This window comes from Enterococcus sp. DIV0170 (assembly GCF_051710765.1).
In the GTDB taxonomy this organism is placed as follows: domain Bacteria; phylum Bacillota; class Bacilli; order Lactobacillales; family Enterococcaceae; genus Enterococcus_A; species Enterococcus_A raffinosus.
Map to the genome: position 1 here is coordinate 3,213,918 of NZ_JBIOLG010000001.1, position 13,373 is coordinate 3,227,290.

General features: G+C 36.8%; 14 protein-coding genes. 3 read left to right on the plus strand and 11 right to left on the minus strand.

The window, feature by feature from the left end; genetic code table 11:
• Window positions 1-4 precede the first annotated feature (4 nt).
• The 5 genes from IGI50_RS15535 to IGI50_RS15555 all read right to left on the minus strand — a co-directional run bounded on the left by IGI50_RS15535 (window position 5) and on the right by IGI50_RS15555 (window position 3,688).
• Window positions 5-202: a DUF951 domain-containing protein gene (locus IGI50_RS15535; protein ID WP_010747432.1), complete on the minus strand. Its 198-nt coding sequence runs from the start codon at window positions 200-202 to the stop codon at window positions 5-7.
• A gap of 47 nt (window positions 203-249) precedes the next feature.
• Entirely contained in the window at window positions 250-1,140 is an 891-nt protein-coding gene (locus tag IGI50_RS15540; protein WP_010747431.1) for a ParB/RepB/Spo0J family partition protein, read from the minus strand.
• Window positions 1,127-1,894 (minus strand): ParA family protein, encoded by a 768-nt coding sequence (locus IGI50_RS15545; protein WP_010747430.1) that lies wholly within the window; start codon window positions 1,892-1,894, stop codon window positions 1,127-1,129. The genes IGI50_RS15540 and IGI50_RS15545 overlap by 14 nt, the downstream gene beginning before the upstream one ends.
• A 70-nt stretch (window positions 1,895-1,964) precedes the next feature.
• Complete coding sequence (gene rsmG / locus IGI50_RS15550) at window positions 1,965-2,678, minus strand: 16S rRNA (guanine(527)-N(7))-methyltransferase RsmG (protein WP_438777547.1); 714 nt, start codon at window positions 2,676-2,678, stop codon at window positions 1,965-1,967.
• A 119-nt stretch (window positions 2,679-2,797) separates the two neighbouring features.
• Window positions 2,798-3,688, minus strand: coding sequence for a LysR substrate-binding domain-containing protein (locus IGI50_RS15555; protein WP_218256250.1), 891 nt, complete (start codon window positions 3,686-3,688; stop codon window positions 2,798-2,800).
• 144 nt (window positions 3,689-3,832) lie between these two features.
• On the opposite strand from IGI50_RS15555, the gene IGI50_RS15560 reads away from it, so the two are divergent.
• The 3 genes from IGI50_RS15560 (at window position 3,833) to aroD (ending at window position 6,861) form a co-directional block, all read left to right on the plus strand.
• Complete coding sequence (locus IGI50_RS15560) at window positions 3,833-5,041, plus strand: MFS transporter (protein WP_438777548.1); 1,209 nt, start codon at window positions 3,833-3,835, stop codon at window positions 5,039-5,041.
• 175 nt (window positions 5,042-5,216) lie between these two features.
• Window positions 5,217-6,095, plus strand: coding sequence for a shikimate dehydrogenase (locus IGI50_RS15565; RefSeq protein WP_438777549.1), 879 nt, complete (start codon window positions 5,217-5,219; stop codon window positions 6,093-6,095).
• A gap of 10 nt (window positions 6,096-6,105) precedes the next feature.
• Window positions 6,106-6,861, plus strand: coding sequence for a type I 3-dehydroquinate dehydratase (gene aroD, locus IGI50_RS15570; RefSeq protein ID WP_438777550.1), 756 nt, complete (start codon window positions 6,106-6,108; stop codon window positions 6,859-6,861).
• A 170-nt stretch (window positions 6,862-7,031) separates the two neighbouring features.
• Here the strand turns inward: aroD and mnmG are convergent, their stop codons facing one another.
• From mnmG to rpmH, 6 genes are all read right to left on the minus strand, one after another.
• Complete coding sequence (mnmG, locus tag IGI50_RS15575; protein WP_438777551.1) at window positions 7,032-8,933, minus strand: tRNA uridine-5-carboxymethylaminomethyl(34) synthesis enzyme MnmG; 1,902 nt, start codon at window positions 8,931-8,933, stop codon at window positions 7,032-7,034.
• 15 nt (window positions 8,934-8,948) lie between these two features.
• Window positions 8,949-10,346, minus strand: a complete 1,398-nt coding sequence (mnmE, locus tag IGI50_RS15580; RefSeq protein WP_438777552.1) for a tRNA uridine-5-carboxymethylaminomethyl(34) synthesis GTPase MnmE — start codon at window positions 10,344-10,346, stop codon at window positions 8,949-8,951.
• A 218-nt stretch (window positions 10,347-10,564) separates the two neighbouring features.
• Window positions 10,565-11,335, minus strand: coding sequence for an RNA-binding cell elongation regulator Jag/EloR (jag, locus tag IGI50_RS15585; RefSeq protein WP_438777553.1), 771 nt, complete (start codon window positions 11,333-11,335; stop codon window positions 10,565-10,567).
• 61 nt (window positions 11,336-11,396) lie between these two features.
• On the minus strand, window positions 11,397-12,218 hold the full coding sequence (locus IGI50_RS15590; RefSeq protein WP_010747421.1) for a YidC/Oxa1 family membrane protein insertase: 822 nt from the start codon (window positions 12,216-12,218) through the stop codon (window positions 11,397-11,399).
• Window positions 12,219-12,235: 17 nt separating this feature from the next.
• The gene (rnpA, locus tag IGI50_RS15595; RefSeq protein WP_218256257.1) at window positions 12,236-12,571 is read right to left on the minus strand and encodes a ribonuclease P protein component; all 336 of its coding nucleotides are present in this window, start codon (window positions 12,569-12,571) and stop codon (window positions 12,236-12,238) included.
• Window positions 12,572-12,708: 137 nt separating this feature from the next.
• Window positions 12,709-12,843, minus strand: a complete 135-nt coding sequence (gene rpmH, locus IGI50_RS15600) for a 50S ribosomal protein L34 (protein WP_006703104.1) — start codon at window positions 12,841-12,843, stop codon at window positions 12,709-12,711.
• Between the last annotated feature and the right edge of the window lie 530 nt (window positions 12,844-13,373).

Below are 13,373 nucleotides of genomic sequence, written 5' to 3' on the forward strand. Positions count from 1 at the left end.
GGAATTATTCTTGAGTCAAATCATTTTTCTTCTCAAGGATTTTTTTCATTTTCTTTTCAAAATCACGGCGTGTCATCATGACAATATGCCCACAATTTACACATTTGATTTTGATATCTGCACCCATGCGAATGATCTCCCAGCGATTTGTCTGGCAGGCATGTGGTTTTTTCATCTCAACGATATCACCTAAATCATACATCTGGCAAACCTCCTCGATTCTATTCATTCTTTTGGCTATACACACATTTATGATTCATCAAAATGGATATTCAAAATATCTAAGATACGTGTAAGATCTGATGGGGATAGATACTCAATCGAAATTTTACCTTTACCGTCTTTTTCAACGATTTCTACACCCGTTCCAAACTTGTCCATCAGCCTGTCTTCACTTTCACGCAAATAGTAGGGTTTTTCCTTGGATAAGCGAGGAACCTTTTTTTTATCCTTTGCTTTCCCCTCATTATACTCATTAACAATCTGTTCTAACTGACGCACTGTCAAATTTTCTTTTACTGCACGGTTTGCTAGTTTCAAAATTTGATCTTTTTTCTTTAAACCTAACAAGGTACGCGCTTGGCCCATTGATAAGCGTTCATCTTGCACCATTTCTTTAACTAATTTAGGTAACGTCAACAAACGTAAGTAATTTGCGATATAGGGGCGACTTTTCCCTAAACGATTTGCTACATCAGCTTGCGTAAGTTTTAAATTCTTCATTAGCATTTCATAGGCTTCTGCCTCTTCTAAGGGATTAAGGTCTTCTCTTTGCAAATTCTCCAATACAGCAATTTGCATCATGGCTTCCTCATCAAACTCCCGAATGATGGCTGGAATTGTTTCCTTACCTGCTAATTTAGAAGCACGGAAGCGACGTTCACCGGCAATTAGTTCATATCCCTTAACAGCGGACTTCCTTACGATAATCGGTTGAAAGACGCCAGATTGTTCAATTGAGTTTGCTAATTCCTGCAAAGTGGTTTCGTCAAAAGATTTCCGTGGTTGGTAGGGGTTGGGGCGTAAATCACTTAAAGGAATTTCAATCACTTGATCTTTCTTCATGTCTACTTCTTCAATCTCAGAAAGATCTTGAAATAAGGCATCAATTCCGCGTCCTAATCCTTTATTTTTGCTCACGAACTAACACTTCCTTTGCTAGAGCTTGATAAACTTCTGCACCTTTCGAGCGTGGATCATAATCAATAATAGGCTTACCATGGCTAGGTGCTTCAGATAAACGGACATTTCTTGGAATAATCGTATCATAAACCTTTTCCTGAAAATAGCGACGAACTTCTTCAACCACTTCTGCACCAAGGTTTGTTCGGGCATCATACATGGTTAACAGTACGCCTTCGATTTCTAATCCCGGGTTAAAATGTTTTTGAACCAAACGAACGGTATTTAAAAGCTGACTCAATCCTTCCAATGCATAATATTCACATTGAACTGGAATTAAGATAGCATCGCTAGCAGTAAATGCATTAATAGTTAAATGCCCCAATGATGGGGGGCAGTCCACTAAAATAAAGTCATATTCATCGCTAACTTCTGCTAAAGCACTTTTTAAACGAGATTCCCGAGCCATCATTGATGTTAATTCAATTTCCGCTCCTGCTAATTGTAACGTAGCGGGTACGATTGATAGATTTTCTCTTGAGGTTTTTATAATCGTTTCTTTGATGGGGACCTCATTTACTAAAACGTCATAAATATCTTGTTTCACATCAGGCTTACGCACACCTAAGCCACTCGTAGCGTTTCCTTGTGCGTCGCTGTCGATTAACAAGACTTTCTTTCCATCATACGCTAAGCACGCACCCAAATTAACAGTCGTTGTCGTTTTACCGACCCCGCCTTTTTGGTTTGCAACAGATATGATCCGTGCCATCTAATTTCCTCCTAGTTTCTACTAAAAAATTTATTCCCAAATGGAAAATAAGTTGTACTACTTAAATGAATTATTTTATCGGCTGCTTATTAGGCAAACCTGGTTTACGAGGATATTTTTTTGGTGTCTCTTTCTTTTTTTGCACTGTAATAATATGACGCGTATCACCATTGGGTAATGAAACATCTTCTGCGTTAATCAATTTACCTCCTAAAAGAGCAATTGCATGCTTCGCTTCAGATAATTCTTCTTCGCTTTTTGCTGCTTTTAAGGCAAAGAAATAGCCTTCCTTTTCGACTAACGGTAAGCAAAGCTCCGTCAATACATTCAATCTCGCTACTGCTCTAGCAGTTACAAAATCAAATCCTTCACGAAATTTTGAATTTTTTCCAAAAGATTCTGCTCTATCATGGTAAAGATGCACACCATCCAACTGCAGTTCTTCTACCAATGTTGTTAAAAAAGTGATTCGTTTATTCAGAGAATCAACTATTGTCACTTCTAAATCTGGAAAAACAATTTTTAACGGTAAACTAGGAAAGCCAGCACCTGATCCTACATCGCACAGTTGTCCTTCAGGTTTAAACGTATCTAAAAACGCCAATGTGATAGAATCATAAAAATGCTTTAGATAAACTTCTTTGTGTTCAGTAATCGCCGTAAGGTTCATCTTTTGATTCCATTCAACTAATAAACGGAAATAAGCCGCAAATTGTTCCATTTGTTTATCGTTTAGTTCAATTCCTTGCTTACTTAATTCCAATTGAAATTCTTCTGGTGTCATAAGAAATCCTTTCATTTTCGTGAAACAGCAAAATGTTTCACAGACTATCCTCTACTTTAACGCATTATTGCTTTACATGCAATGGTTTACGTATGTTTCACATAGAGATTAAGAAAGGCTTAATCCCACTTTTTATTCGCATTTTCTAAACAGAAATCGTAAAATTTTTTCAAAACCGGAATTTCTAAATTATTTTTTTTCACCGCTAAGTAAATGTTCCGATCGTCCAGCTCATCTGTAATCTTTATTTTTTTAACAGGAAAAGACCTGATTGATGGAATATTAGGCATTATAGCTATCCCATAATTTTGACCCACAAAGCCTAAAATACTATGATCTTCTTCCAATTCACAAACAATATCTAAATCTAAATTTAGTTTTTTTATTTGTTGATTTAGATACGGGCGTAATCCACTTTGCTTACTATAGTAGACATATGGATATTTGATGGTCTCCACCAAAGAAATAGTGTCATATTTTGCCAAAGGATGCTCTAATGGGACTACCACTACCATCTCTTCCTGTGTTAAAATTTGATAAATTAATTCGGAATCGTTACTTACTTTTGAACAAATCCCAATATCTATGCGATCCTCAAGCAACATTTGAATAATTTGATTGGAGTTTCCCTGCTGAAATTCAAAATTAATTTTTTGATGGCCTTTCTCATGAAAAGATTGTGTTAATTTTGGTGCCAGATTTGCTCCCATCGTAAAAATGAATCCAAATTGAATTTCACCAGAATCAGGATCGACCATCTCCTGCAATTTACGTTGGCCTTTTTCTATCTCAACCAATGCTGGTGCGACATACTCGTAAAAAATCCGTCCATGGCGGGTCAATTGAATATTTCGTCCCTTTTTTTCAAATAGTCTCACACCTATCTCTTGTTCTAGCATTGTCATTGCATGACTGATATTAGGCTGTGATGTATTCGATTCTTTCGCAGCTTGTGTCATATGTTCTGTTTGAGCCAATATTACAAAAAACTCTAATTGTCGCAAATTCATTACTTCACCCCACAAAAAGGTAACTACTTATTTGATAAATAGATTTTATCAATTTTATTGATATAAATCATTAGTTTTCATAATAAAATTGCGTTACTATGTGGGTGACTTCAAGTGAAATAAATCACATGAAAGGAGTCTCTTATGAAAAAAGAGAAGTACCATCTTTTAATTTCTAGCCTGTATTTTAATTATATTTTTCAAGGAATGGCAGCCATTATTTTATCTCAAAATATGACAAATTTGAAAATACATTGGCAGGCCTCAACTGCACAAGTAACATTAGTTATGAGTGCTATTGGACTTGGAAGAATATTAAGCTTGTATTTTTCCGGTTATTTTTCAGATAAATTCGGACGAAAAAAGACCGTATTAATTGCTATCGTTTCATATATGATTTTCTTTTGCGGCATGCTTTTAAGTCCTAGTTACCATCTAGCATTTTTCTTAGCGATGTTTGGTGGTGTTAGTAATGCTTTTCTAGATACTAGTACTTATCCAACACTCGTCGAGGCTTATCCAGATGAACGAGTAAATAGTTCATTAAGTGTCTTAAATAAGGCTTTTATCTCTCTTGGTCAATTTCTTTTGCCCTTTATTACGCGTTATTTGCTACAACATAAGCTGTTTTTTGGATGGCCATTTATCCTGTGCGCAGTGTGTTTATTTGTAAACATGTTCTATCTACTTTTTGCACGTTTTCCCAATTCTACAACAATCATAAAGAAAGACACTGAAATTACAACAACTGTTGAACCTAAAAATCGCGGAAAATTTAAAATAGATGGCATCGCTTTATTGGTTTTTTCTTTTGTTTCTGTCTCATTATTTAATATTTTCATCTTATGGATTCCTCAATATGCTGAAAGTATGCAGATCGTTTCCCATGAAAATAGCCTAATTTTCGTTAGTCTTTACAGTACAGGCTCCTTTATTTCCGTATTTTTTACTTCTGGTATAGTAAAAAAAGGGATCAATATTCCTAAATTTATCTGTTTCTGTCTTTTAATTTCTGGAATATCTTTACTCTTGATGCTTCTATCTCCAAACTTCATAACGGTAGTTATAGCAGCTATTTGTATCGGAATCTTTGCGGCTGGCGGAATTTGGCAGTTAGGACTAGCCCTAATGCTAGAGTTATTTCCAAAAAAGAAAGGCAAGTACACCAGTTATTATTCACTTGCCACTTCTGTCTCTATCATGGTTACTCCTTATATTACAGGCGTGATCAGTGAACAAGGAATTACCTATGTTTTTTGGTTTGTCGTTCTTTTAAATATCATTGGCCTAATGGCTTCATTTGTGATTGTTCATCGCTACAATAAATTGATAAAACGATTAGTCTTGAGCTAATCGTTTTATTTATTTGCTTTATTGATTTTATCAATATAAAGCATTAGTTTTCCAACCCATTAAAATCTACAATAGAAATTGTAGATTGTGATTAATTTCATAATAACTAAAAAATAGAGAACGCTTCAATTGAGAAACGTTGAGCAATAAAAATATAGAAAAGAGGAACTCTGCTATGACAGAAAGACTTACTGGACACACATTATTAATTAGTCTAATCGCTACCCCAATTCGCCACAGCATGTCACCAACAATGCATAATGAAGCCTTTGCGAAATTGGGACTGGATTACGCTTATTTAGCCTTTGAAGTAGGAAATAATGAATTAAAAGATACGGTACAAGGAATTCGCGCCTTAGGCATCCGAGGATCAAACGTTTCAATGCCTAATAAACAAGCCATCATTCCTTATTTAGATGAAGTATCACCTGAAGCTGCTCTAATTGGAGCCGTTAATACAGTTACTAATATTGATGGTAAAGGACATCTTGTAGGGTACAATACAGATGGGATAGGAGCAATGGAGGCTCTGAAAGATGAAGACGTCGAAGTAAAGGACCAAATCATTACCTTAACGGGGGCTGGAGGTGCTGGTACAGCTATTGCAATCCAAGCTGCTTTTGATGGTGCCAAAGAGTTACGAATCTTTAATGCTAACGATGCTGTTTTCCCAAATGCTGAAGAAACTGCTCGAAAAATTAACGAAAACACTGATTGTCTAGCATCTGTGACGGATTTAGCGGATCAAGATAGTTTCAAGGCATCTATCGCAGAAAGTGCTATTTACATCGATGCAACAGGTATTGGAATGAAACCCTTGGAAGATATGAGTTTGATTAATGATCCCGCTATGATCCGTCCAGACTTAGTTGTTTTTGATGTGGTCTACTCTCCTCGTGAAACGAAGTTGTTGAAATTCGCTAAAGAACATGGGGCAAAAAAAGCGATCAATGGACTTGGTATGATGCTTTATCAAGGAGCCGCTGCCTTTAAACTGTTCACCGGAGAAGACATGCCCGTCGATTATATTAAAGAACTTTTATTTAAAGATTAGGAGGAATCAAATGAAAACAGTAACGATTGATCAAGTTACGATAGGCGAAGGTTTGCCAAAAATTATAGTACCAATAGTTGGAAAAACAAAAGAGGATTTATTAGATGAGGCAGAAAAGGTTCATACATTAGATTGCGATCTAGTGGAGTGGCGAATTGATTTCTTTGAACATGTTCAAGATCCACAATCTGTCGCTACCCTTTCACATAATTTGAAGGCTATCTTAAACAAACCCTTGTTAATTACCTTTCGTACGAAAAAAGAAGGCGGGGTCTGTGAACTTTCGGATGAAGAATACTTTAACCTTTATAAAACCATCATAGCCGAGGGTGAATTAGACTTATTGGATGTGGAGTTATTCATGCCAGAAAAAGAAGTTGCTGAAACCATTGAATTGGCTCATCAAAACGGAATTAAAATTATTATGTGCAATCACGATTTTGATAAAACACCTGAAAAAAATGAATTAGTTACTCGTTTACGTGCTATGCAAGATAAAGGCGCAGACATCTGTAAAATTGCTGTAATGCCAAATAATTCTGCTGATGTGTTAACTTTATTAGCAGCTACTCGTGAAATGTATGAAGAGTTCGCTAAAGTTCCGTTAATTACTATGTCAATGGGAGCACTTGGAATGGTCAGCCGCGTTTCTGGACAAGTTTTCGGTTCTGCAGCAACGTTTGGCTCTGCTGGAACGGCATCTGCTCCTGGACAGGTTCCTGTTGTCGAATTACGTAAAATGCTGGCAACACTAAAATTGAATTAAACGAATCTGAATACCTCCATAAACAAATGTGTATAATACAAGTCTGTTTATGGAGGTCTCTTTTTATAGAATTACTTATTTTGTAGATTGAAAAAGAGGACAAACCGTTTGGGATTGTCCTCTTCTTGTGCGTTCATATGCATACGTTTTAATATGGCTTTCGACTTACATCACTCAGTTGTACTACCCACTTTAGCGATCTTCCCTTGTTCAATATAAACCATCAGAATACTAATATCAGCAGGATTTACACCACTGATACGACTAGCTTGAGCGATTGTTTCTGGCTGAATTTTTTGAAGTTTTTGCTTTGCTTCTGTAGCTAAACCATTAATTGCCTCATAATCGATTCGTTCTGGGATACGCTTTGCTTCCATTCGCTTCAATTTTTCTACTTTTTCCATCGCTTTTTTGATATAGCCCTCATACTTAATTTGAATTTCTACCTGTTCTACTTCTTTTTCTGTTAACTCCTCATTCGCAGGAATGAACTGTAGCAATTCTTGGTAAGAGATTTCCGGGCGTTTCAAAAAGTCGCTCGCTAAAACACCATCTTTTAATTCTGCGCTATTTTTAGCTCTTAGAAAGCTTTGAACTTCTTCGCTGGGTTTTATCCGAATCGACTGTAACCGAGCCATTTCTGCTTCGATATGCGCCTTTTTAATCAAATATGCTTGATAGTTCTCCTCTTCTACTAAGCCAATCTCATGCCCGATTTCTGTTAAACGTAAATCTGCATTATCATGACGTAAAATCAAACGATATTCTGCCCTTGATGTTAATAATCGATAAGGTTCATTCGTTCCTTTCGTCACCAAATCATCAATCATAACTCCAATATACCCGTCGCTGCGTTTCATAATGAACGGTTCTTTTCCTTGAATCTTTAATGCAGCATTAATTCCGGCCATCAATCCTTGACCAGCAGCTTCTTCATAGCCACTTGTTCCATTCGTTTGTCCAGCTGTATAAAGATTTTCAATCACTTTTGTTTCAAGTGTTGGGCGTAATTGATGAGGAGCGACCATATCATATTCGATAGCATAGCCGGTTCGCATCATCTCAGCTTTTTCTAGGCCTTCAATCGAATGTAGGACTTCATTTTGCACATCCTCCGGTAACGATGTTGACAATCCCTGAACATAGACTTCTTCTGTATGACGACCTTCTGGTTCTAAGAATAATTGGTGGCGTTCTTTATCAGCAAAACGTACGATCTTATCTTCGATGGAAGGACAATAACGGGCACCTACACCATCAACAATTCCTGTAAACATTGGCGCACGATGTAAATTATTTTGAATAATCTCATGGCTTTTCAAATTTGTATATGTTAACCAACATGGAATCTGTTCTTGTAAATATTGGCTATCTGGTGTTTGATAACTAAAATGATTAGGTTTTTCGTCACCAGGCTGAATTTCTGTTTTACTATAGTCAATCGATCCTGATTTCACTCGTGGAGGTGTCCCTGTTTTAAAGCGATGAATCTCTAAACCAAGTTCTTGTAAATGATCTGCTAACTTGATGGATGGTTGTGAATTGTTAGGACCTGACGAATATTTCAACTCACCGATAATAATCTCACCGCGTAAAGCTGTACCTGCAGTGATAATAACTGCTTTAGCTGAATAGACAGCCCCTGTTGATGTTACAACACCTTTACAGATTCCTTCTTCCACAACTAAACGATCAACAACACCTTGTTTCAAGGTTAGATTGACTTCTTTTTCAATCGTGTGTTTCATTTCTTCCGCATAAGCGTGCTTATCTGCTTGTGCACGCAGAGCTCTTACTGCGGGACCCTTACCTGTATTTAACATCCGCATTTGGATATATGTTTTATCAATATTACGTCCCATCTCGCCACCGAGTGCATCGATTTCTCTTACAACCACTCCCTTGGCTGGACCACCAATGGAGGGATTACATGGCATAAATGCCACCATATCTAAATTGATTGTAATCAATAAGGTTTTTTGTCCCATGCGTGCTGCTGCTAATGCCGCTTCAGAACCGGCATGTCCTGCACCCACAACGATTACATCATATGTTCCTGCTTGATATTCCATGTAGCATCTCCCTCTTTATTTTCCTAAACAAAATTGACTGAATAATTGCGTAATCAGTTCGTCTTGTACACTATCGCCAACAATTTCACCTAAATAATCCCAACAACGTGTCATATCTATTTGAACTAGATCTACTGGCATGCCTGCCATAATACCATTGTGAACTTCTTTTAATGATTGTCCTGCTTTTTCCAGCAAGGCAATATGCCGCGTATTCGATACATAAGTAGCATCTTTTTCAGCTGTCTGACCTCCAAAGAAAAGTTTTGCGATTGCCTCTTCTAATTGATCCAAACCCGCTTTTTCCAAAACAGATATTGCAAATACTTCATCTTCACTAAGATAGGATTTAAGATCTTGTGGTGATAATTGACTTGGCAGATCCGTCTTATTTAATAAAACAATTCGTTTTAACCCTTTGGTAGCTTCTAATAATTCTTTATCTTCTGCCGTTAGTGCTTCGCTTTGATTCAACACCAGTAGTATTAAGTCTGCTTCACTTAACGCTTTACGACTGCGTTCCACACCAATTCGTTCTACCACATCATCTGTCTCTCTGATTCCTGCGGTATCAATCAATTTCAAAGGTACACCACGTACATTAACATATTCTTCAATTACGTCGCGTGTCGTCCCAGCAATCTCTGTCACGATCGCTTTTTCCTCATGTAAAAGATAATTTAGCAAGCTTGATTTACCGACATTGGGACGACCAATGATGGCTGTACTCAATCCCTCACGCAAAATTTTTCCTTGTTTAGCGTTCAATAACAAAGCATCAATTTGCTGCCCGACTTGTTGTGCTTTTTCTAATAATAATTGGGTAGTTAATTCTTCCACATCATCATATTCTGGATAATCGATATTTACTTCTACCTGTGCTAACGTCTCTAATATCTCTTGACGCAGTTGACGAATTAAATGAGACAAGTTGCCGTCTAATTGATTAATTGCAACATTCATTGCCCGATCTGTTTTTGCTCGAATCAAATCCATTACCGCTTCTGCCTGAGAAAGATCTACTCGACCATTTAAAAAGGCTCTTTTAGTAAATTCACCTGGCTCAGCTAAGCGTGCTCCAGAACGTAAAATAAGCTGCAGTAATTGATTGACCACTACAATTCCACCATGACAGTTTATTTCTACAATATCCTCACGTGTAAACGTCTTCGGTGCCCGCATAACACTGACCATTACTTCATCAACTACTTGCTGATTCGCGGGGTCTATAATGTGCCCATAATGAATCGTATGTGATGGCACATCTAACAAACATTTTTTTCCGCTGTTATAGACACTATCTGCAATTTCTACCGCTCGATCGCCGCTCAAGCGCACAATGCTTATTGCCCCTTCACCTGGCGGGGTTGAAATTGCTGCAATCGTATCAAATTCTAAGGTAATCTCTGCCAACTTTTTTCCTCCTAATGAATTAAGAACATAAAAAAAGTGCCTACTCCACCCCTTGATCAAGGAGTAGATTGAGCACTTTGACTGCTTTTTCTACAAAATTCTGGTGTAAGATTAGCATATTTTTATTGACAATTCAAGCATACCTGTCGAAATAGCCTTATTTTTCAAATTTTGCTAAAGAAAAAGCTGAGCCAAACATTTGGCACAGCTTCTGATTTCTAAAAATATTTTTTGGCTGGTTCAACAACTAGGTAACGATAAGGATCTTCGCCTTCAGAATGAGTTTTAATGTATTCATCTTTACTTAAAGCTGAATGAATCATTTTTCGTTCAAACGCTGGCATTGGTTCCAAAAAGACTGGTCTCCCTGTCTCTTTTACTTTTTCTGCAGTTCGCTGTGCTAACCGTGTTAAGACTTCTTCGCGTTTTTGACGGTAGTTTCCAACATTCACGACTACAGACAGCTTTTCTTTTGCTACACGATGTAGAAAAACCTGCGCTAAATATTGTAAGGCATTTAATATCTTGCCATGTTTACCAATCAGCATACCCTGCTTACTCGTTTCTAAATTCATAACAATCAAACCGTTAGCTTCATGCTGTATTTTTACTAATGCCGGTACGCCCATGTCATTGGTAACATTCGTTAAATAAAGCGCCAACTCTTTAATTGCTTCTTCTTCATCTAAATCAATTAGCTGACTGTCAGAACTACTTGATTCAACTACTTGTTGAATTTTTTCTTCTGTTTTTTCTTCAGCAAATGTTGGTTCCTCTTCTGTCGATTCTTTACTCGTTTCAGCAGCAACTACAGGTTCTTCGACATTAATTGGTTCAATGGAAACACGAGCATCTTTTTTTCCCATTCCCAAGAAACCTTTTTTTGCATCTGTTAAAATTTCAATATCGACAGCTTCTTTTTTCACCCCTAAAGCTTGCAGTCCTTTTGAGATTGCATCATCAATTGTTGGACCCTCATAAACAGGCATCTTCTAGACCTCCTCAGTTGTATTCTATATAAAAATTAATATGCTTCGAACATATCTGTCCTTATTTTTTTCGTTTTTTCTTTGGATGTTTAGCTTTTTCTAATGCCCGTTCTCTTTCACGAATTTGTCGAGCAACTTCTTCTCTTTCTCGGCGGATCTTAAATGGATTATTGATTAACAATGTTTGAATCACTTGGAAAGCATTTGAAATAACCCAATATAAAGACAAACCACTCGCTAAATTTAATGCCATAACAAAAATCATGACAGGCATTGCAAAATTCATAATTTTTAATGATGCATTCGATTCTAGTTGACTCATACTTGATAGATAGCTACTTGCAAAAGTAAAGACCGCTGCAAGAATTGGTAAAATGAAATAAGGATCGGATTGACTCAAATTCAACCATAAAAAATGTCCTGATCTTAACTCTGGAATTCGCAAAATTGCCTGATACAAAGCCATCATAACGGGCATTTGTACTAAAAGCGGCAAACATCCTGCGTAAGGGCTCACATTATTTTCTGCGTATAATTTTTTAGTTTCCGCTTGCAGCTTTTGTTGTGTTTCTTGATCACGAGAGCTGTATTTTTCCTGCAAGGCCTTGATTTTAGGTTGTAATTCTTGTGTTTTTCGCATGCTTTTGGTTTGAAAATGCATTAACGGCATCAAAATAATTCTAATAATAATAGTAAATAAAATTATCCCTATTCCGACATTTCCAAAAGCTAGTCCTTTGATAGCTTGACCGAAATAATAGACTACATAGCGGTCCCACACACCTGTACTATGCGCACTCACTTCCCCTGTCCCACAGGCCGATAGTAAGAAGACAAGGCTTAATAATCCTGTCATCAATAATATTTTTTTATATTTCTTCACCTAAATCTGTTTCCTTCCTAACTTAATATTTTGGCTAATTTTAAAACATGTATAAGATTCGAACGTATTTCATCGTAAGGCAAGTCTTTTGTAGTTGGTCGCGCGATCACAATAAAGTCTATTGGCGGCAGGTCATTCTTTAACTCTTGCAAGATTGCACGAATTTTCCGCTTTACCTGATTCCGCATCACGGCATTTCCAACCTTTTTACCGACGGATATGCCTACTCGAAAATGTTTCTGACCAGAAGGTTCTAGACGGTATACCACGAATTTTCGATTCGCAAAAGAAGCACCTTCTTGAAACACTTTTTGAAATTCTCGTTCTTTTTTGACCCGATATTTTTTTTTCATCTAGCTTCCTTCGTTTCTTTTAAATCTATACCTGACAATAATACCATACTTCAAAATAAGGAAGCATCCTTATTCAGCAGAAAAATTCCTTAAGAATCTCATTTTAGATACAAAAAAAACCACTGACCGGCAGTGGCTTAAGCAGCAAGTACTTTTCTTCCTTTACGACGACGGCTTGCTAATACGCGACGGCCGTTTTTAGTGCTCATGCGTTTACGGAATCCATGAACTTTTTGACGTTTACGTTTATTTGGTTGATAAGTTCTTTTCATTGAAATACACCTCCATAGCTAACATTACATAGACATACCCGAATATTATAACGACTCTTCCCCTACTTTGTCAATCACGAAATGAAAAAGAGGCTAATAAACTAGCTTATTTTTTATGTGAAGTATTTTTTTATCCACAAAATCTGGGGATAAGCTCCTTCTTAATGTGAATAACTTTTTTCCACAAAAAAGGCACCTAGATTTTCCAAAAGTTTTTTCCCCAGAAAAAGTGCCTATTAGTAAGTTGTCCACATGGTGGATAAGTTTTGTGCATAACTCTTCTTCAACCTTATCTACCAGCGCCTTATTTTTGCTTTATTTGTGAATTCCTTAGTGGAAAAAGGATTCTTTCCACATTTTTTCTGTAAGCTGTGTATATGTTTTTCCCTCCTGTTTATTCACTCTTTGTATTTTTATACATTCTGTGGAAAAAGAGAAAGTTCATCGTATTCCTTTCTGGTTGTGGAAAACTTTTTGAAAAAATGATAAAGTAGGTCTATCTGAATTTTATAATATAGGAGGCGACTTAT